10 protein-coding genes, 2 rRNA genes and 1 pseudogene are annotated in these 21,639 nt (G+C 56.3%); 10 read left to right on the plus strand and 3 right to left on the minus strand.

The genetic code is table 11. The features are described 5' to 3' along the window. Positions 1–85 precede the first annotated feature (85 nt). The 6 genes from EH206_RS02435 (at position 86) to aceK (ending at position 9,791) form a co-directional block, all read left to right on the plus strand. Positions 86–3,195: ribosomal RNA gene (locus EH206_RS02435) — 23S ribosomal RNA — on the plus strand. A 203-nt stretch (positions 3,196–3,398) separates the two neighbouring features. Then, a 5S ribosomal RNA gene (gene rrf / locus EH206_RS02440) occupies positions 3,399–3,514 on the plus strand. Between the two features lie 350 nt (positions 3,515–3,864). Continuing rightward, a complete protein-coding gene (metA, locus tag EH206_RS02445; protein ID WP_009111235.1) occupies positions 3,865–4,794 on the plus strand; it encodes a homoserine O-acetyltransferase MetA in 930 nt (309 codons plus the stop codon). Between the two features lie 266 nt (positions 4,795–5,060). Further along, on the plus strand, positions 5,061–6,659 hold the full coding sequence (aceB, locus tag EH206_RS02450) for a malate synthase A (protein WP_009111236.1): 1,599 nt from the start codon (positions 5,061–5,063) through the stop codon (positions 6,657–6,659). Between the two features lie 31 nt (positions 6,660–6,690). Beyond that, entirely contained in the window at positions 6,691–7,998 is a 1,308-nt protein-coding gene (gene aceA, locus EH206_RS02455; protein WP_009111237.1) for an isocitrate lyase, read from the plus strand. 29 nt (positions 7,999–8,027) lie between these two features. Next, positions 8,028–9,791: a bifunctional isocitrate dehydrogenase kinase/phosphatase gene (aceK, locus tag EH206_RS02460; RefSeq protein ID WP_009111238.1), complete on the plus strand. Its 1,764-nt coding sequence runs from the start codon at positions 8,028–8,030 to the stop codon at positions 9,789–9,791. Here the strand turns inward: aceK and iclR are convergent. Continuing rightward, positions 9,788–10,621, minus strand: coding sequence for a glyoxylate bypass operon transcriptional repressor IclR (gene iclR / locus EH206_RS02465; protein WP_009111239.1), 834 nt, complete (start codon positions 10,619–10,621; stop codon positions 9,788–9,790). The genes aceK and iclR overlap by 4 nt on opposite strands. Positions 10,622–10,804: 183 nt before the next feature. On the opposite strand from iclR, the gene metH reads away from it, so the two are divergent. From metH to foxA, 3 genes are all read left to right on the plus strand, one after another. Next, positions 10,805–14,488: a methionine synthase gene (gene metH, locus EH206_RS02470; protein WP_040343615.1), complete on the plus strand. Its 3,684-nt coding sequence runs from the start codon at positions 10,805–10,807 to the stop codon at positions 14,486–14,488. A 163-nt stretch (positions 14,489–14,651) separates the two neighbouring features. Beyond that, the gene (locus EH206_RS02475) at positions 14,652–15,632 is read left to right on the plus strand and encodes a helix-turn-helix transcriptional regulator (RefSeq protein WP_009111241.1); all 981 of its coding nucleotides are present in this window, start codon (positions 14,652–14,654) and stop codon (positions 15,630–15,632) included. Positions 15,633–15,814: 182 nt separating this feature from the next. Next, the gene (gene foxA / locus EH206_RS02480; RefSeq protein ID WP_009111242.1) at positions 15,815–17,923 is read left to right on the plus strand and encodes a ferrioxamine B receptor FoxA; all 2,109 of its coding nucleotides are present in this window, start codon (positions 15,815–15,817) and stop codon (positions 17,921–17,923) included. Between the two features lie 65 nt (positions 17,924–17,988). On the opposite strand, the pseudogene EH206_RS02485 reads toward foxA, so the two are convergent. Beyond that, a pseudogene (locus EH206_RS02485) lies at positions 17,989–18,144 on the minus strand (anion permease); the annotation flags it as partial. 363 nt (positions 18,145–18,507) lie between these two features. Between EH206_RS02485 and EH206_RS02490 the strand changes: the two are divergent. Beyond that, entirely contained in the window at positions 18,508–20,154 is a 1,647-nt protein-coding gene (locus EH206_RS02490; RefSeq protein ID WP_009111243.1) for a Na/Pi cotransporter family protein, read from the plus strand. Positions 20,155–20,202: 48 nt separating this feature from the next. On the opposite strand, the gene lysC is transcribed toward EH206_RS02490, so the two are convergent. Next, positions 20,203–21,579 (minus strand): lysine-sensitive aspartokinase 3, encoded by a 1,377-nt coding sequence (gene lysC, locus EH206_RS02495; RefSeq protein WP_009111244.1) that lies wholly within the window; start codon positions 21,577–21,579, stop codon positions 20,203–20,205. Between the last annotated feature and the right edge of the window lie 60 nt (positions 21,580–21,639).

Here is a 21,639-nt window from a genome sequence, read left to right on the forward strand (position 1 = left end):
CAGCTGAACATTATCCGCGAGGGTAATGATTTTGTTGTGTCAGAGTCTCTCAAAAATTGCAATCCGAGACACTTTCGGGTTGTGAGGTTAAGCGACTAAGCGTACACGGTGGATGCCTAGGCAGTCAGAGGCGATGAAGGGCGTGCTAATCTGCGAAAAGCGTCGGCAAGGTGATATGAACCGTTACACCCGACGATACCCGAATGGGGAAACCCAGTGCAATACGTTGCACTATTTCATGGTGAATACATAGCCATGAAAGGCGAACCGGGGGAACTGAAACATCTCAGTACCCCGAGGAAAAGAAATCAACCGAGATTCCCCCAGTAGCGGCGAGCGAACGGGGAGGAGCCCAGAACCATCATCAGTTTGTGTGTCAGTGGAAGCGTCTGGAAAGTCGCGCAACAAAGGGTGATAGTCCCGTACACGAAGATGCACATGCTGTGAGTTCGATGAGTAGGGCGGGACACGAGATATCCTGTCTGAAGATGGGGGGACCATCCTCCAAGGCTAAATACTCCTGACTGACCGATAGTGAACCAGTACCGTGAGGGAAAGGCGAAAAGAACCCCGGCGAGGGGAGTGAAACAGAACCTGAAACCGTGTACGTACAAGCAGTGGGAGCCCCACCACCAAAACACTTCCGGGCCGAGAGGCGATGCGGATGTCGAGGTGACGGTTGTCATCGCGTTTTTTGCGATGAGCAACACACAAAACAAGCCGTGAGTGTTTTGGGGTGGGGTGACTGCGTACCTTTTGTATAATGGGTCAGCGACTTATATTCTGTAGCAAGGTTAACCGAATAGGGGAGCCGCAGGGAAACCGAGTCTTAACTGGGCGTCAAGTTGCAGGGTATAGACCCGAAACCCGGTGATCTAGCCATGGGCAGGTTGAAGGTTGGGTAACACTAACTGGAGGACCGAACCGACTAATGTTGAAAAATTAGCGGATGACTTGTGGCTGGGGGTGAAAGGCCAATCAAACCGGGAGATAGCTGGTTCTCCCCGAAAGCTATTTAGGTAGCGCCTCGTGAACTCATCTGCGGGGGTAGAGCACTGTTTCGACTAGGGGGTCATCCCGACTTACCAACTCGATGCAAACTGCGAATACCGTAGAATGTAATCACGGGAGACACACGGCGGGTGCTAACGTCCGTCGTGAAGAGGGAAACAACCCAGACCGCCAGCTAAGGTCCCAAAGTCATGGTTAAGTGGGAAACGATGTGGGAAGGCCCAGACAGCCAGGATGTTGGCTTAGAAGCAGCCATCATTTAAAGAAAGCGTAATAGCTCACTGGTCGAGTCGGCCTGCGCGGAAGATGTAACGGGGCTAAACCATGCACCGAAGCTGCGGCAGCGAACGTATCACTTAAAACGCTTAACGTGACGGCGAAGCTGGCACGTTCAAGCCACAAAAACGTTGAGTTGGCCTGAGCGCTGACAGACGGCAAGGCGTTTTAAGGATACGTTCGTTGGGTAGGGGAGCGTTCTGTAAGCCGTAGAAGGTGGCCTGTGAGGGCTGCTGGAGGTATCAGAAGTGCGAATGCTGACATAAGTAACGATAATGCGGGTGAAAAACCCGCACGCCGGAAGACCAAGGGTTCCTGTCCAACGTTAATCGGGGCAGGGTGAGTCGACCCCTAAGGCGAGGCCGAAAGGCGTAGTCGATGGGAAACGGGTTAATATTCCCGTACTGGTTGTTACTGCGAAGGGGGGACGGAGAAAGCTAGGTTGGCCGGGCGACGGTAGTCCCGGTTTAAGCGTGAAGGTGGGTGTTTTTGGAAAATCCGGAACACCGTTAACACTGAGGCGTGACGACGAGTCACTACGGTGACGAAGTAACCGATGCTACGCTTCCAGGAAAAGCCTCTAAGCACCAGGTAACAGTCAATCGTACCCCAAACCGACACAGGTGGTCAGGTAGAGAATACTCAGGCGCTTGAGAGAACTCGGGTGAAGGAACTAGGCAAAATGGTGCCGTAACTTCGGGAGAAGGCACGCTGGATTTGGTGAAGTCCCTTGCGGATGGAGCTGAGACCAGTCGCAGATACCAGCTGGCTGCAACTGTTTAATAAAAACACAGCACTGTGCAAACACGAAAGTGGACGTATACGGTGTGACGCCTGCCCGGTGCCGGAAGGTTAATTGATGGGGTCAGCCTTAGGGCGAAGCTCTTGATCGAAGCCCCGGTAAACGGCGGCCGTAACTATAACGGTCCTAAGGTAGCGAAATTCCTTGTCGGGTAAGTTCCGACCTGCACGAATGGCGTAATGATGGCCAGGCTGTCTCCACCCGAGACTCAGTGAAATTGAACTCGCTGTGAAGATGCAGTGTACCCGCGGCAAGACGGAAAGACCCCGTGAACCTTTACTATAGCTTGACACTGAACCTTGAGCCTTGATGTGTAGGATAGGTGGGAGGCTGTGAAGCGTGGACGCCAGTCTGCGTGGAGCCGACCTTGAAATACCACCCTTTGATGTTTGATGTTCTAACGTGGGCCCGTAATCCGGGTTGCGGACAGTGTCTGGTGGGTAGTTTGACTGGGGCGGTCTCCTCCCAAAGCGTAACGGAGGAGCACGAAGGTTAGCTAATCCTGGTCGGACATCAGGAGGTTAGTGCAAAGGCATAAGCTAGCTTGACTGCGAGAGTGACGGCTCGAGCAGGTGCGAAAGCAGGTCTTAGTGATCCGGTGGTTCTGAATGGAAGGGCCATCGCTCAACGGATAAAAGGTACTCCGGGGATAACAGGCTGATACCGCCCAAGAGTTCATATCGACGGCGGTGTTTGGCACCTCGATGTCGGCTCATCACATCCTGGGGCTGAAGTAGGTCCCAAGGGTATGGCTGTTCGCCATTTAAAGTGGTACGCGAGCTGGGTTTAGAACGTCGTGAGACAGTTCGGTCCCTATCTGCCGTGGGCGTTGGAAGATTGAGAGGGGTTGCTCCTAGTACGAGAGGACCGGAGTGAACGCACCACTGGTGTACGGGTTGTGATGCCAATTGCATTGCCCGGTAGCTAAGTGCGGAAGAGATAACCGCTGAAAGCATCTAAGCGGGAAACTTGCCTCGAGATGAGTCTTCCCTGGGACTTCGAGTCCCCTGAAGGGCCGTTGAAGACGACGACGTAGATAGGCCGGGTGTGTAAGCGCAGCGATGCGTTGAGCTAACCGGTACTAATGACCCGAGAGGCTTAACCTTACAACACCGAAGGTGTTTTGAGAGTGACTCACAATAATCAGCTTGTTGACGGATTGAAGATTAAAATGTTTGCGTATAACGCGGACATCAAACAGCGCGGAGCGCTGGCCTGAAAAGGGAACAGACAAAATCGTCGGGAACGATTTTGTACGTCGCGTAGCGACGGCCCGAAGGGCGAGTCTCAGGAAGAGACGAGAAATTTGCCTGGCGGCGATAGCGCGGTGGTCCCACCTGACCCCATGCCGAACTCAGCAGTGAAACGCCGTAGCGCCGATGGTAGTGTGGGGTCTCCCCATGTGAGAGTAGGGAACTGCCAGGCATCAAACAGAACGGAAGGCTCAGTCGAAAGACTGGGCCTTTTGTTTTGCCTGTTGTTTGTCGGTGAGGTGCTGCGCACCGGCCCGAAAGGCGGCCCACAGGGACGTGGGCCGTAAACTGCCAGGCATCAAATAAGTAAAAAGCCTCATGCGAAAGCATGGGGCTTTTTGCGTTGTGGTATTTATTTCTCATCTGCCCCTTTGTTTATGCGAAAAACAGATAAGCATATCCCCATAGTGATGAAACATTTTCACCTTGGTCAGTGTCTGCTCGACATTATGTACAAAAGTCGTTATCTTCGGGCATCTAGAAGTCTAAACGTATAAACGTATGCTGTGAGGATATAAGGTTATGCCAATCCGGGTTCCTGATGAGTTACCAGCCGTAAGTTTCCTGCGTAATGAGAACGTTTTTGTGATGACGTCATCGCGCGCAAAGACGCAGGAAATTCGTCCTTTGAAAGTGCTGGTACTGAACCTGATGCCGAAGAAGATAGAAACTGAAAACCAGTTTCTGAGACTGTTGTCGAACTCGCCGTTACAGATTGATATTCAGCTGTTGCGTATCGATAGCCGTGAGTCGAAGAACACCCCTGCCGAGCATCTGAATAATTTTTACTGTCACTTTGATGATATCCAGGACGAGAACTTTGATGGATTGATCGTTACCGGGGCGCCGCTGGGGCTGGTTGATTTTTGTGACGTGGCCTACTGGCCGCAGATCGCCAGGGTGATTGACTGGGCAAAAGGACACGTCACCTCCACGCTGTTTGTGTGTTGGGCGGTACAGGCGGCGTTAAATATCCTGTACGGTATTCCGAAAATGACCCGTACGGATAAGTTATCAGGCGTCTATTCGCATCATACGCAGCAACCGCATGCTTTATTGACGCGGGGCTTTGATGAAACCTTTTTGGCGCCTCATTCGCGCTATGCCGATTTCCCCTCTGACGTTATTCGCAGACAGACCGACTTGGAGATTCTGGCTGAATCCGAGGAGACCGGCGCGTACCTGTTTGCCAGTCGGGATAAGCGGCTGGCTTTTGTTACCGGCCACCCCGAATACGATGCCTTGACGCTGGCGAGCGAATACTTTCGCGATCGCGATGCCGGCCTCGAACCGACGATCCCGGTGAACTATTTTCCTGATAACGACCCGCAGGTTGTGCCCAAAGCAACCTGGCGTAGCCATGGGTATCTACTGTTTGTTAACTGGCTTAACTATTACGTTTACCAGATCACGCCTTATGATCTGAGCCGTATGAATCCTACGCTGGACTAAACCGTTTTTTACCCTGCTACTGGCGCCTTTCAGGCGCCTTTTTTACCTCCATGCTTTGTTGTTTGAAATCCATTTCCCATAAATATATTTTTTAAATATTTTATTTATCAAACTGATAGGTGTAATTAAAAATAAAAATGGAAATAGTTTTTGATTTTTATTTTTAATGAATTACGCTTAAAACTGTCGGTTAATAAATGTTCATATCTTTGACGTCAGCTGACCGGACTGCTGGTGAAAAAGAATCTGGGGAAGGAAGCAACGAAATGGCGCAACAGACGATAAGCAGAGACCTGGCCTTCAGCCAACGCTTTGGCGATAAGGAACGGGAGATCCTGAATGACGAGGCGATTGGATTTTTAACCGAGTTGGTCGACCGTTTTACCGCGCGGCGCAATCGGCTACTGGCCGATCGTCAGGCGCAGCAGGAGAAAATCGATAATGGGCTATTGCCGGATTTCCTGGCGGAAACCGCTTCCATTAGAGAAAGCGAGTGGAAAATCCGCGCTATTCCCGACGACCTCAGCGATCGCCGCGTTGAAATCACCGGGCCCGTTGAACGCAAGATGGTGATCAATGCCCTGAACGCCAACGTAAAAGTCTTTATGGCGGATTTTGAAGATTCGCTCTCTCCCGGCTGGGATAAAGTGATTGATGGTCAGATTAATCTGCGGGATGCGGTAACAGGGACGATTTCCTACACTAGCGAGGCGGGGAAAATTTATCAGCTGAAACCCGATCCCGCCGTGCTGATCTGCCGGGTGCGCGGTTTGCATTTGCCTGAAAAACATGTGACCTGGCAGAGAGAAGCCATTCCCGCCAGCCTGTTCGATTTCGCACTCTACTTTTTCCATAATCATCAGGCCCTGCTGGCAAAAGGCAGCGGGCCGTATTTCTATTTGCCCAAAATGCAGTCGTGGCAGGAGGCGGCCTGGTGGAGCGATATATTTTGCTATACCGAAGATCGCTTCGATCTGCCGCGCGGCGCCATCAAAGCCACGGTGCTGATTGAAACCTTGCCCGCCGTCTTTCAGATGGACGAGATCCTTTATGCGCTGCGCGATCATATTGTCGGTCTGAACTGTGGCCGATGGGACTATATTTTCAGCTATATCAAGACGTTGAAAAACCATCCCGATCGCGTTCTACCGGACAGGCAGTCGGTGACGATGGATAAACCTTTCCTTGGCGCCTATTCGCGCCTGCTGATTAAAACCTGCCATCGGCGCGGCGCGTTCGCCATGGGCGGCATGGCCGCCTTTATTCCCAGTAAGGATCCGCAACGCAATGACTGGGTGCTGGATAAGGTGCGCAAGGATAAAGAGCTGGAGGCCGGGAACGGTCATGACGGCACCTGGATCGCGCATCCCGGTTTGGCGGACGCGGTGATGGAGATTTTTGATCGGGCTTTGCAGGCGGGCAAAAATCAGCTTGAGGTCACGCGCGAAGAGGATGCGCCCGTCACCGCCGCGCAGTTGCTGGAGCCCTGTCCCGGCGAGCGGACGGAGGCGGGAATGCGCGCCAATATCCGCGTGGCGGTGCAGTACATCGAAGCCTGGATTTCCGGCAACGGCTGTGTGCCGATTTACGGGCTGATGGAGGATGCGGCGACGGCTGAAATTTCCCGTACTTCAATCTGGCAATGGATCCACCACGGTAAAACCCTGAGCGACGGTCGTCCCGTCACTAAGGCGCTATTTCGCCAGATGCTGGCGGAGGAAATGCTGGTTATTCAGGACGAGTTGGGTGAGGCGGATTTCAGCGGCGGGCGGTTTGATGAAGCGGCCCGTCTGATGGAGAAAATCACCACCCAGGATGAACTAATCGACTTCCTGACTTTGCCCGGCTATGCACTGCTTGATTAACCCTGACCGCCGACCATAAGGAATCTCAGCGATGACCATCTCTCGTACCCAACAGATCCAACAAATTGAACAGCAATGGAAAACGGCCCGCTGGGAGGGCATTACCCGCCCTTACCGCGCCGAAGACGTGATTAATCTGCGCGGTTCGGTCAACCCGGAGTGTACCTTGGCGCAGCTGGGCGCCGGTAAATTATGGAACCTGCTGCATGGCGACGCGCGCAAGGGTTACGTCAACTGTCTGGGGGCATTAACCGGCGGCCAGGCGTTACAGCAGGCCAAAGCCGGCATCGAGGCGATTTATCTTTCCGGCTGGCAGGTGGCGGCGGATGCGAATCTGGCGGCCAGCATGTACCCCGACCAGTCGCTGTATCCGGCGAATTCGGTGCCTGCCGTTGTCGAGCGGATTAATAACACCTTCCGGCGCGCCGATCAGATCCAGTGGGCCAATCAAATCGAACCGGGCGCTAAAGGCTATACCGACTATTTTCTGCCGATTGTCGCTGATGCGGAGGCGGGATTCGGCGGGGTGCTGAACGCTTTTGAACTGATGAAATCGATGATTGAAGCCGGGGCGGCGGCGGTGCATTTTGAAGATCAGCTGGCCTCGGTGAAAAAGTGCGGCCATATGGGAGGAAAAGTCCTGGTGCCGACGCAGGAAGCGATTCACAAGCTGGTCGCCGCGCGTCTGGCGGCGGACGTGCTGGGCGTGCCGACGTTATTGGTGGCCCGTACCGATGCGGACGCCGCGGATTTGCTGACGTCGGACTGCGATAGCTACGACCGGCCCTTCGTGACCGGCGAGCGCACGGTGGAAGGGTTTTACCGCACCCGCGCCGGGATAGAGCAGGCCATCAGCCGCGGACTGGCTTACGCGCCTTACGCCGACCTGGTATGGTGTGAAACCTCCACGCCGGATCTGGCCGCGGCGCGTCGTTTTGCCGAGGCGATACATGAAAAATATCCCGGTAAATTATTGGCCTATAACTGTTCCCCCTCCTTTAACTGGAAAAAGAATCTGGACGACGGCGCCATCGCGCGTTTCCAGGACGAGCTGTCCGCCATGGGCTATAAATATCAGTTTATTACCCTGGCCGGCATCCACAGCATGTGGTTCAACATGTTCGACCTGGCCCATGCGTACGCGCGCGGCGAGGGCATGAAGCATTACGTCGAGAAAGTGCAGCAGCCGGAATTCGACGCCATTAGCGAGGGCTACACCTTCTCGTCGCATCAGCAGGAGGTCGGCACCGGCTACTTTGATAAGGTGACGAATATCATTCAGGGCGGAGCGTCTTCGGTGACGGCGCTGACCGGATCCACGGAAGAGCAGCAATTCTGATCCCGGCCGCTTTTCCGGTGGAGAACATGATGGCGCGCGACCTTGAACAGCTGACGGCACAGACCATCCTTCAGGGGTTTGACGCCCAGTACGGACGCTTTCTGGAAGTGACCGCCGGCGCGCAGCAACGCTTTGAACAGGCGGACTGGCCGGCGGTGCAGCAGGCGATGAAACAGCGGATTCATCTGTATGATCATCATGTCGGGCTGGTGGTGGAGCAGCTACGCTGTATCACCGGCGCGCGCTGCGACGATGCGGATTTTCTGGCGCGGGTAAAACGGATTTACACCGCGCTGCTGCCCGATTACCCGCGCTTTGAGATCGCCGAAAGCTTTTTCAACTCGGTCTATTGCCGCTTGTTTCATCACCGCGAACTCACGCCGGAAAAGCTGTTTATTTTCAGCTCCCAGCCCGAGACGCGTTTTCGTGAAATTCCGCGCCCCATCGCCCGCACGTTTGCCCCGTCCGACGGCTGGCGGATGATGCTGGAAAAAGTGCTGGGAGAGGTGCCGCTGCGTTTGCCGTGGGAAAATTTGCCGCGGGATATCTTATACATCGAGACCTATTTGCAGCAGGCATTCTCGTCTGAACAACTTGCCCAGGCAACGCTGCAGGTGGCTAACGAACTGTTCTACCGGAATAAGGCCGCCTGGCTGGTGGGAAAACTGTTCCTGCCGCAGGGCGTTTTTCCTTTTCTGTTGCCGATTCACCATAACGAGCAGGGGGCGGTGTTTATCGATACCTGCCTGACCGGTAAAGCGGAAGCCAGCATCGTATTTGGTTTTGCCCGATCCTACTTTATGGTTTACGCCCCGCAGCCCTCCGCGCTGGTGGCCTGGCTGCGCGATATTCTGCCGGGGAAAACCACCGCCGAGCTGTATCTGGCGATAGGCTGCCAGAAGCACAGCAAAACGGAATATTACCGCGAATATCTGCATTTTATCGCCGCATCCCAGGAGCAATTTATTAGCGCGCCGGGCGTGAAGGGAATGGTGATGCTGGTGTTCACGCTGCCCTCCTTCGACCGGGTGTTCAAGGTGATTAAAGATCGCTTCGCGCCGCCGAAAGAGGTCGACGCCGAACGGGTGAAGGCGTGCTATCGGTTGGTGAAAGATCACGATCGCGTGGGAAGGATGGCCGATACCCAGGAGTATGAAAACTTCGTTATTGATAAACGGCGCATCAGCCCTGAATTAATGGCGGAACTGCGGCGGGAAGTGCCGGAAAAACTGCAGGATGCCGGCGAGCAACTGGTGATCCGCCATCTGTATATGGAACGGCGGATGACGCCGCTGAATCTTTACCTGGAACAGGCCGGCGGGCAGCAACTGCACGATGTTATTGAAGAGTATGGCAATGCCATCAAACAGCTGGCCGCCGCCAATATTTTCCCCGGCGATATGCTGTTTAAAAACTTCGGCGTGACCCGCCACGGCCGGGTGGTGTTCTATGATTACGATGAAATTTGCTATATGACGGAGGTGAATTTCCGCGATATTCCGCCGCCGCGCTATCCGGAGGACGAGTTGGCGGCGGAGCCCTGGTACAGCGTGGCCGACAACGATGTTTTTCCCGAGGAGTTCCGGCATTTTCTGTGCAGCGACAGAAAAGTACAGGCGCTGCTGGAGGAGATGCACGGCGAACTGTTCCGGGCCGACTATTGGCGGGCGTTGCAGCGGCGCATTCGCGACGGCCATATTGAAGACGTTTACGCCTATCGGCGCAGAAAACGCTTTAGCCAGCGGGCGGCGGCCGATCATGGGATGGAAGCGCTGCCCTTATCCGCGAGCTAGTCTATGCCGCTGTATTGGCGGGTGACCTCTTTTGCCGCTTTGATGACAAGGGCGCCCAGTTCGGTGACGCGATCGTCGGTAATGCGCGATACCGGTCCGGAAATGGAGATGGCGGCAAAAGCTTCATGGTGCTCGTCGAGAATGCCGGCCGCCACGCAGCGCAGCCCCAGCGCGTGTTCTTCGTCGTCGAAGGCGTAGCCTTGCTTGCGGATGACGGACAGGTTTTCCTTAAGGTTTTGCGGCGAGTTGAGGGTGTGCGGGGTATAGGCGTGCAGTCCCTTTTTATGCAGCAGGCGGATCACCTGTTCGTCCGGCAGGCCGGCCAGAAAGGCTTTTCCCGCCCCGGAGGCGTGTATCGGCAGCTTGCCGCCGATGGGCGCGGACATGCGCATCAGCGCGGTACACTGCACCTGATCGACAATAACGGCCTCAAAATCGCTATGGTCCAACACGGCCAAATTCACCGTCTCGCCGGAGGTTTCCATCAATTTGCGTAAAATCGGGTGCACGAGCGCCAGCAGATTACGGCTGCGCAGAAAGCTGCTGCCGACGATAAAGGCGTGGGAGGCGATGGTCCATAAACCGAGATCGCCCACCTGACGCACGAAACCCTGCTGCTGCATGGTGGTCAGCAAGCGGTGCGTGGTGGAGTTGGGCAACCCGGCCTGCTGCGCCAGATCGGTCAGCGCCACGCCGCCGTTGGCCCTGGCGATATATTCCAGCAACGTCAGACCGCGGGTCAGCGATTGCACCTGTCCGGCCGGCTGGACAGACGCGGCTGCGCTGGCTCTGGGTTTCTTCCCTCTTTTGGCTGGCTCTGCTGGCGACATGGTTTCGATTCCTTTTTTCAGATAATGGAATTGATTTTCGTTTTTCTGTCGAAGAATGCAACTCTTCTTTATCCGCGGCCTGTCTGAAAAAGTATCATGCGAGACCGCGCCAGACGATTGGCAACTTATGCTAGGATAAGCGCTTGCATTGGTGAGATATTCATCGCTGGAATGGGGTTTTTTGTGATTAATCGGCTAGACGAATTGCGCCGTCAGTTAGCGCAGCGGATTATGGTATTGGATGGTGGCATGGGAACCATGATCCAAAGTTATCATTTGCAGGAGGAAGATTATCGCGGCGAGCGCTTTGCGGACTGGCCGAGCGATGTAAAAGGCAATAACGATCTTCTGGTACTGACCCGGCCTCAGGTGATTAGCGCCATCCACGACGCCTATCTGGAAGCCGGCGCGGATATCCTCGAAACCAATACCTTTAATTCCACCACCATCGCCATGGCCGATTATGGGATGGAGTCACTCTCCGCCGAGATTAATACCGCCGCGGCGCGGCTGGCCCGCGCCTGCGCCGACAGGTGGACGGCGCTGACGCCGGATAAACCGCGCTTTGTCGCGGGAGTGCTCGGCCCGACCAACCGCACCGCCTCCATTTCCCCCGACGTCAACGATCCGGCATTCCGTAATATCAGTTTTGATCAGCTGGTCGCGGCTTACCGTGAATCCACGCGCGCGTTGATCGAGGGGGGTGTCGATCTAATCATGATCGAAACCATCTTTGACACCCTGAATGCCAAAGCCGCGGTCTTCGCGGTGGAAACCGAATTTGAGGCGCTGGGGGTGGAGCTGCCGGTAATGATCTCCGGCACCATCACCGATGCCTCCGGGCGCACGCTGTCGGGACAGACCACCGAAGCTTTCTATAACGCCTTGCGGCACGCCAGGCCGCTGTCGTTCGGCCTGAACTGCGCGCTGGGGCCGGAAGAGCTGCGTCAGTACGTGGCTGAACTTTCCCGCATCGCCGAGTGTTACGTATCCGCTCACCCGAACGCCGGGCTGCCGAACGCTTTCGGCGAGTACGATCTGGATGCGGCGGACATGGCGCGGCATATCGGCGAATGGGCGCGCGCCGGCTTTCTGAATATTGTCGGCGGTTGCTGTGGTTCAACGCCGGCGCATATCGCCGCGGTCGCCAAAGTGGTCGACGGCGTTGCGCCGCGCAAACTGCCGCAGATCCCGGCGGCCTGCCGTCTGGCAGGGCTGGAACCGCTGAATATCGATGCCGATACGCTGTTTGTCAATGTCGGCGAACGCACCAACGTAACCGGCTCGGCGCGCTTCAAACGGCTGATAAAAGAAGAGAAATATAATGAAGCGCTGGATGTGGCCCGTCAGCAGGTAGAGAGCGGCGCGCAGATTATCGATATCAATATGGATGAGGGCATGCTGGATGCGCAAGCGGCGATGACCCGCTTCCTGAGTCTGATTGCCGGCGAGCCCGATATCGCCCGCGTTCCCATCATGATCGACTCCTCGAAATGGGAGGTGATTGAGCAAGGGCTGAAATGCATTCAGGGCAAAGGCATCGTGAACTCGATTTCCATGAAGGAAGGGGTCGAGGCCTTTGTGCATCACGCCAGGCTGGTGCGCCGCTACGGCGCGGCGGTGGTGGTGATGGCGTTTGACGAGACGGGCCAGGCGGATAGCCGGGCGCGCAAAATTGAAATATGCCGCCGCGCCTACCGCATTCTGACGCAAGAAGTCGGTTTTCCCGCGGAAGATATTATTTTCGATCCAAATATTTTCGCCGTCGCCACCGGGATTGAAGAGCATAACAACTATGCGGTGGATTTCATCGAAGCCTGCGCGGATATCAAGGCGCAGCTGCCTCACGCGATGATCTCCGGCGGCGTCTCCAACGTGTCGTTTTCTTTCCGCGGCAATGACATGGTGCGTGAAGCGATCCACGCCGTCTTTCTTTATCACGCCATCCGCAACGGTATGGATATGGGGATCGTCAACGCCGGCCAGTTGGCGATTTATGACGATCTTCCCGCCGAGCTGCGCGATGCGGTCGAAGATGTGATCCTCAACCGCCGCGACGACGCCACCGAACGTCTGCTGGATCTGGCGGAAAAATACCGCGGCAGCAAGTCGGAAGACGAGAGCACCAAGCCGCAGGCGGAATGGCGCGGCTGGCCGGTGAATAAGCGGCTGGAATATTCGCTGGTTAAAGGCATTACCGAATTTATCGAACCAGATACCGAGGAGGCGCGCCGTCAGGCGCAGCGGCCGATTGAAGTGATCGAAGGGCCGCTGATGGACGGTATGAACGTGGTCGGCGACCTGTTCGGCGCCGGGAAAATGTTTTTGCCGCAGGTGGTGAAATCCGCCCGGGTGATGAAGCAGGCGGTGGCCTATCTCGAACCCTATATCGAGGCCAGCAAGGCCAAAGGCTCCACCGCCGGCAAGATCCTGCTGGCGACGGTGAAAGGGGACGTACACGATATCGGCAAGAATATCGTTGGCGTGGTATTGCAGTGCAACAACTATGAAATAATCGATCTGGGCGTAATGGTGCCTACCGATAAAATCCTCAAGACCGCTCGTGAAGAGCAGGTGGATATCATCGGCCTGTCCGGTCTGATCACCCCCTCGCTGGATGAGATGGTCAACGTGGCGAAGGAGATGGAGCGCCAGGGCTTTACCCTGCCGCTGATGATCGGCGGCGCGACGACGTCGAAAGCCCATACCGCGGTGAAAATCGAGCAGAACTACAGCGGCCCGACGGTCTATGTGCAGAACGCTTCCCGCACGGTGGGGGTGGTCTCCGCGCTGCTGTCCCCAACCCAGTACGCCGACTTTGTGGCGCGTACTCGCAAAGAGTATGAAACGGTGCGCATTCAGCACGGCCGCAAAAAGCCAAGAACGCCTCCCGTTACGCTGGAGGCCGCCCGCAACAATGCCTTCTCGCCGGATTGGGCAAGCTACACGCCGCCGGTTGCCCATCGATTAGGCGTGCAACAGGTTACCGCCAGCGTCGATACGCTGCGTCATTATATCGACTGGACGCCATTCTTTATGACCTGGTCGCTGGCCGGCAAATACCCGCGCATTCTGGAGGATGACGTGGTGGGCGAGGAAGCGAAGCGGCTGTTTGCCGACGCCAACGCCATGCTGGACGAACTGTCGGCGAGCGGTTCGCTTAATCCCCGCGGCGTGGTGGGATTATTCCCCGCCAACCGGGTGGGGGATGACGTGGAAATTTATAGCGACGAGCGGCGCGACAAGGTTCTGCTGGTCAGCCATCACCTGCGCCAGCAAACGGAAAAAACGGATTTTCCCAACTACTGTCTGGCCGATTTCGTCGCCCCCCAATCCAGCGGCAAGCCCGACTATCTGGGCGCTTTTGCCGTCACCGGCGGGCTGGAGGAGGATACGCTGGCCGAACGCTGGGACGCGAAGCATGACGATTACAACAAAATCATGGTCAAAGCGCTGTCGGATCGGCTGGCGGAGGCTTTCGCCGAGTATCTGCATGAGCGGGTGCGCAAAGTCTATTGGGGCTACGCGGCCAATGAAAACCTCAGCAATGACGAACTGATTCGGGAAAGCTATCAGGGAATTCGTCCGGCGCCGGGCTATCCGGCCTGTCCCGATCACACCGAAAAAGCGGAAATCTGGCAGCTGCTGGAGGTGGAAAAGCGCGCGGGGATGAAGCTTACCGACTCGTACGCCATGTGGCCGGGGGCGTCGGTATCCGGTTGGTACTTCAGCCATCCGGAGAGCAAATATTTCGCCGTGGCGCAGATTCAGCGCGATCAGGTGGAGGATTATGCCAAACGTAAAGGTATCAGCGTCAGCGAAATTGAGCGCTGGCTGGCGCCGAATCTGGGGTACGACGCGGACTAAGTCCGCGCCTGACGGATGGCGATGATGTTGTGAAAAACAACCCGATGAGAATAGTTATCAATATTATTGATGCTTGCCGACGGCGATGATATGGTGAGCCTGATAATAATTACTCTGGCATTTTTCTCCCCAGCGATGTCTGGCCTGATTCCGGGTTCAAAGCATGGTCAACTCCGTCTCTTCCGCGCTAGTAAAACGCCGCTTCTCGATAGAGGATTTTTTTGATTTTGGCGAGCGCTATGGGATTCGCTACCATTTTCCCACGTTGGCGAGAAGCGGCGATGGTGATAAAGAAAAGCGCATCGTCGTCCAGGGAAATGTTGAAGAGCTGGTGCTGTCGTCCGGTATTTGCCTGACGAACTCCGACGTACGGGTTTTGCAGCCCTATGAGTCGACCTCGCTGCAGTGTTCCCCCATGTATACGCTGGTGGTGCTGGAAGGCTGTGTGGCGATCCGGCTTAACGGCCGGGAATTCGTCGTGCGTTCGGGGATGGCGCTCAGCACCCGGCTGGGCGAGCATCTGGTGATGAATGCCAGCCACCCGGCCGATCGTCATCTCAAGACCCTGACGCTGGGCATTAATCCCGCCAATTTCCAGCCGCAGCCGATGATGTCCTCTCTGCTGCATGAATGGACGCATTCCCAAACCTGCGCGTTTATGTGGCAGGTGCCCGGTTATTTGCTGTCCGGCCTGCAACAAGCGCTGGAAAACGGCGCGGCCGGGCTGCCGCGCCAGCTGATGCTGGAAGGGATCATGCTGCAACTGCTGGGCTACGGCCTGTCGGCCGAACCGCGGGGGCGGGAAAATGGTTATCTGTCCGCGCCCGGTGAGCGCTGCCGTTTGGAGAACGTACGCCAGTTGCTGCAACGGCAGCCGGAAAACGCCTATACCTTGCATGAGCTGGCGCAAGCGGCCGCCATGAGCTCCAGCAGCCTGAGAAGCAAATTCCGTCAAACCTATGGGCACTCGGTGTTCGATTACCTGCGTGATTGCCGGTTGGCGCTGGCGCGCCGTTATCTTGAACAGGGATATAGCGTCCAGCAGGCCGCCTGGATGTCCGGTTATCAACACGCCACCAACTTCGCCACCGCTTTCAGGCGGCGCTACGGTATCGCGCCGAGCGCGGTACGTACCCTTCCCTGAGCGGCTTGCCTATGACGTTACGTCCGATCCGCATAGCAGGTTGTTACTCCATGGTTTTTCAATAGTTCCCGCCGCCGCGCGCTTTTGTCATTGCGCATACGCAAGCTGTCGTTGCGCATAGCTACTATGCGGCTAAAAACAGTAATAATTCTTATTTACAAAAAGATCGAGCGGAGATTGTCATGTTGAGAAAAACGCGGCTGGCGCTGGTGATTGGGTGCATCTCGGGCGGCTTTAGCGTATCGGCGCTGGCGGAGGAAGAGGCGGCTGCGCCGTCTGCCGCCGGCAGCGATACGATAGTGGTAACCACGCAAACGCAAAGCGGCGCCACCAAGCTGGCGACGCCGGATATTGAAACGCCGCAGGCGGTTTCCATCGTCACGCGCGATCAGATTCAGCAGCAGGGGGCGATCAGCGTACGTCAGGCCGTCAGCTATACGCCGGGCGTATTCAGCGACCAGATCGGCGCGTCTAACCGCTTTGATTACATGGTGCTGCGTGGTTTTTCCGACGGCAGCCTGGATAACGTCTATCTGGACGGTTTGAAAATGATGGGGGATACCAACTCCCACAGTTCTCTGGTGGTCGATCCCTGGTTTCTGGAGAGCATTGAAGTGGTGAGAGGTCCGGCGTCGGTGCTGTATGGCCGCGCTTCTCCGGGCGGGATTGTGGCGCTGAATTCCCGCCAGCCGTCTTTTGAACGCAGCGGACAGATCAAACTGTTTGCCGGGAATAATGCCCAGCGCGGCGCGGCCTTTGACGTCACCGGGCCGCTGGACGACGACGAACGTTTCGCTTTCCGTCTTGGCGGCATCGTGCGTAAAGCGGATACCCAGTTCGGGCCGCTGAAAGAGGAGCGTTATGCCATCGCTCCCAGCCTGACGTGGCGCATTTCCGATAAAACCCGGCTGGAGCTGATGGCTTACCTGCATCGCGATCCGGAAGGCGGCAGCCACTCGGGTTTACCCTATGAGGGCGCCGTGGTGGCGCACAACGGTCGTAAAATCTCGAATAACTTCTATGAAGGGGAAGAGAATTACGAGAAGTACGACCGTAAGCAGAATATGGTGGGATACAACTTCGAACAGGGTTTTGATAACGGCTGGGCGGTACGCCAGAAACTGCGCTATCTGAAGAGCAAGGTCAGGTTGGATCAGGTGTATGCCTATGGCTGGAGCAGCGCCGACTCGCTTTATCGCTACTATTCCGGCTCGCGGGAAGCGCTTTCGGCGCTGACGCTGGATAACCAGCTCGACGGCAGCTTTGATACCGGCGCGGTGAACCACCGCCTGCTGGTGGGGATTGACTACCAGCAGCGCCATAATGACGTGGACTGGCCTTCAGGCGCCTTCCCGGATATTGATGCTTTCAACCCGGTTTATGGCGCCTTGCCGACTGCCATGTATCCGTCAACGCTTGAGAAGCATAAGCTGCAACAAACGGGGATCTACGTTCAGGATCAGATGAGCTGGGAGCGCTGGCGTTTCACGCTGGGCGGGCGCCACGATCGGGTGAAAGTGACCAATATCGATAAGAGCACGGGCAACCGCAGCGAACTGGATAAGGATAATTTCAGCTCCCGCGCGGCGTTGCTCTATTTGTTTGACTCCGGCTTTGCTCCTTACGTCAGCTACTCCACCGCGTTTACCCCCACCAGTTTTGTCGGCGAGGACGGCAACGTGCTGGAGCCGATGAAAGGCAGGCAGTGGGAAGCCGGGCTGAAATATCAGCCGGAAGGTTCGCAAAACCAGTACAGCATGTCGCTATTCCGCATTAATCAAAAGAATGTCGCCACCAAAGTGCAGCCGACCGACCCCTACCGCTCGGTGGGGGAGATCGAATCGGAGGGCGTGGAGCTGGAAGCCGTCAGCCATATTACCGACAATCTGCGCCTGCAGGCCGCCTACACTTATACGGATATTCGCTATAAGAAGAGCAGTCCGGAAGAGCAGGGGAAACGCGCCATTTACGCGCCGCGTAATCAGGCCAGCGCCTGGGCCAGCTACGATGTGAATAGCGGTCCGCTGGACGGTCTGACGCTGGGGGCCGGGGTACGCTACGTGAACGGCGTGACCAGCGATCGCGCCAATACGCATACGCTGCCTTCCTATACGCTGGTGGATATGGCGGTGGGGTACGATCTGTCGAAGGTCGGCTTAAAGGGGCTGAGCGCGCAGCTGAACGTGAATAACCTGACGGATAAACGTTACGTGGCGGCCTGTAACTCGCTGGAGTTCTGCTACTTCGGCGCCGAGCGCAGTATCGTCGGCAGCCTGTCCTACTCTTTCTGATCCATGCTTTTGCCGCGATAAAACGAAACAGGCCGGATAACTCCGGCCTGTTCCCGCTCTAAAAATCAGTACAATCCGATCGCTTTCCACCACAGCATGCCCGCCGACATAAATACCGCCTGATTGACCAGGCTGACGACAAAGCCGGTTCGCCACCATACGGCCGTCGGCACATATCCGGCGCCGAACAGAATCGGTCCGCGAGCGTAGCTCCGCGATGTGCGCGTTGTCGCTGGCGATAATAAGAATAATCGCTAGCGGGAGCCAATTAAGGCCGTACGAGACGTTTTGTCCTCCATCCCTTTTCCTGGCTGCATTACATGTCTGAAGAATTACTTAACCTATAATTTAAATTGTCTGTAGGTCATAAAAATCCTATACCGAGATCGGATGGCTGTGAGGTTGAGTTATATATTGTTGATTTTAAATAATTTTTAATGTTTCTCTTTATTTGGCTATCCGCACTGAATCCAGTCAGCCTGTTTTCCAAAGGGAAATCGCTTTTCAGTCACAGCGGGAAACATCTGGTAATCTAATGGCTGCTGAATAATCAATCTCACATTTGTTTTAGGGAAATTAACTTAGTGTTAACTTTGCTGCATTTACTTTCGGCGATTGCCTTGCTGGTGTGGGGAACGCACATTGTTCGCACCGGCATCATGCGTGTTTACGGCGCCAGTCTGCGGCGCATTCTTAGCGACAGCGTGGATAAGAAACCCTGGGCTTTTGTCGCCGGGATTGGCGTTACGGCGCTGGTGCAGAGCAGCAATGCCACCGCGTTGCTGACCACGTCCTTTGTTTCTCAGCGCCTGGTGGCGCTGGCGCCGGCGTTGGTGATTATTCTCGGCGCCGATGTCGGCACCGCGCTGATGGTGCGGATACTGACGTTCGATCTCTCCTGGCTATCCCCGCTACTGATTTTTCTGGGAGTGATCTTCTTTCTCAGCCGTAAACAGACGCGCATCGGCCAGATCGGTCGGGTGGCTATCGGCCTGGGGCTGATTTTGCTGGCGTTGGAAATGATCGTGGCGGCGGCCACGCCGATCACCCAGACCGCCGGCGTGAAAGTGCTGTTCTCTTCACTGACCGGCGACATCATGCTTGATGCGCTGGTCGGCGCGTTGTTCGCCGTGGTGAGTTATTCGAGTCTGGCGGCGGTTTTGCTGACCGCGACCTTGACGGCCAGCGGGGTGATTTCTCTGGAAGTGGCGATGTGCCTGGTGATTGGCGCCAACCTGGGGAGCGGGATATTGACGATAATCAGCGCCAGCGCCCAGAACGCCGCCGGACGGCGCGTGGCTCTCGGCAGTATGTTATTCAAGCTGATGGGCTGTCTGGTGGTCTTGCCGATGGTGGAGATACTTTCCCGCTGGTTGGCACGGTTGCCGCTGAGTTCGGAAGAGCTGGTCATTTATTTTCATCTTTTTTACAACCTGATCCGCTGCCTGTTGCTGATCCCGTTCGCCGACGTGGTGGCGCGGCTGTCCTGCGCCATGATTGCCGATTCGCCCGAAGTGGATATGCAGATGAAGCCGCGGCACCTGGATACCAGCGCGCTGGATACGCCGGCATTGGCTTTGACCAACGCCGCGCGGGAAACCTTGCGCATTGGGGACGTGGTGGAGCAGATGCTGCGCCTGTACCGCGACGTTATGCAGGGCGACCATATGCAGCGGCGGGAGGTTCGCCGGCTTGATGACGACGTCGACGTGCTGTATACCGCGATTAAGCTCTATCTGGCGCAAATACCGAAAGAGAGTCTCGACGAGCGGGATTCCCGGCGTTGGGCGGAAGTGATCGAGGTGGCGCTGAATCTGGAACAGGCGGGGGATATTATTGAGCGCATGGCGGACGATGTCGCCAATACCTCCTCGACCATCCGCCGCGCGTTTTCCGCTCAGGGACTGACTGAGTTAAATCATCTGCACGAGCAACTGCTGTCGAATCTGCGCCTTGGCCTGTCGGTATTTCTTTCCGAGGATATCACCAGCGCAAAACGTTTACGCCGCGCTAAACATCGTTTCCGAATTCTGAACCGGCGCTACGCCCACGCCCACGTTGATAGGTTGCATCAGCAGAATGTGCAGAGTCTGGAAACCAGCTCCCTGCATCTGGGGCTGTTGGGCGATATGAACCGGCTGAATTCGCTGTTTTGTTCGGTGGCCTACAACGTGTTGATCACCCGGCAGGAGGGGGAGGATGAGCGGGAAGAGCCGACGTTGACGCTGTGAGCGTGGGAGTGACGCTCCCACGCTCATCCGGTCAATAAAAGAAACGGATTACTCGAACAGGCTGCGGTGCAGCGTTTGCACCACGCGCTCGGCGTCATTGCCGGGCACCAGGAAACAGAGGTTATTGCTGCTGGCGCCGTAGCAAATCAGGCGGATGCTGAACGGCTCCAGTACGCCAAACACCTCTTTGCCCACGCCGCAGGCCTGGGAAAGTTTGTTGCCGATTAACGCCACCAGCGACAAGTTTTCCTCTACTTCTACCCGGCACAGCGAAGAGAGTTCGGTCAGCAGGGCGCTGGACAGCAGGCTGCCGCCGGTCGAGGTGGAACCGGTGGTATCCAGCGTCAGCGCCACGTTCACTTCCGAAGTGGTGATCAAATCAACGGAGATATTGTGGCGGGCGAGAATGCTGAACACCTCGGCCAGAAAGCCGCGCGCATGCAGCATATTGAGACTGTGCAGGGTGAGCAGCGTTTGCTTGCGGCGCAGCGCCAGAGCGCGGAATAACGGCGGGTTTTCCGTTTTATTGCACACCAGAGTACCGCCGGCGGCGGGATCCTTGCTGGAACCGACAAACACAGGAATTCCGCTGCGTACGGCGGGCAATAACGTTGCCGGATGCAGCACTTTCGCGCCGAACGTCGCCATTTCGGCCGCTTCTTCAAACATAATCTGGTCGATGCGTTTGGCCGCCGGCACCACGCGCGGATCGGTGGTATAGATACCGGGCACGTCGGTCCAGATATCGATGCGGTCGGCATGTAGCGCTTCACCCAGCAGCGCGGCGGTATAATCGCTGCCGCCGCGGCCCAGCGTGGTCGTCCGCCCTTTCTCTTCGCTGCCGATAAAGCCCTGGGTAATGATTAAGCCTTTCTCCAGCCTGGGCTGCAGCTGGCTGCGGGTCAGTTCTCCCAGGGCGCGGCAGTTGGGTTCCGCACGGCCGAAATGGTCGTCGGTACGCATGATTTTACGCACGTCGAACCATTCGGCGATCACGTCGCGCTGGCGCAGGACTTCGACAAACAGCAGCGTGGACATCAGTTCGCCGTGGCTGACCAGCTCATCCGTCAGCGCGGTTGAGGTCGCCAGCGCGGCGGCTTCGGACAGGGTGGTGACGTTCTCCAGCATGCGGTCGATTTCATCGCCGATCACCGCCGGATTTTCCAGCCGGTCAATAATGGCGTATTGAATGTTGCGGATCTGCTCCAGAAGCCGGGCGCGCCGTTCCTGCCCCGGCCCTTCGGCCAGGGCGACCAGTAAATTGGTGACGCCGGCGGAGGCCGAGAGTACCACCACCCGCACATCAGGATTGGACAGAACAACGTCGGCGCTGTGGTTCATGGCGTCAAAGTCGGCCACGCTGGTGCCGCCAAATTTGGCGATAACCACCGATTGCGTTTTTGCGGAAATTTCAGTTACGGACATTTCAAAAAAACCTCGTGCAGGAAGCCATTGTTTTTATGTTACAACAGCGGTCTATTAATC

Source organism: Brenneria nigrifluens DSM 30175 = ATCC 13028, assembly GCF_005484965.1.
Lineage (GTDB): Bacteria > Pseudomonadota > Gammaproteobacteria > Enterobacterales > Enterobacteriaceae > Brenneria > Brenneria nigrifluens.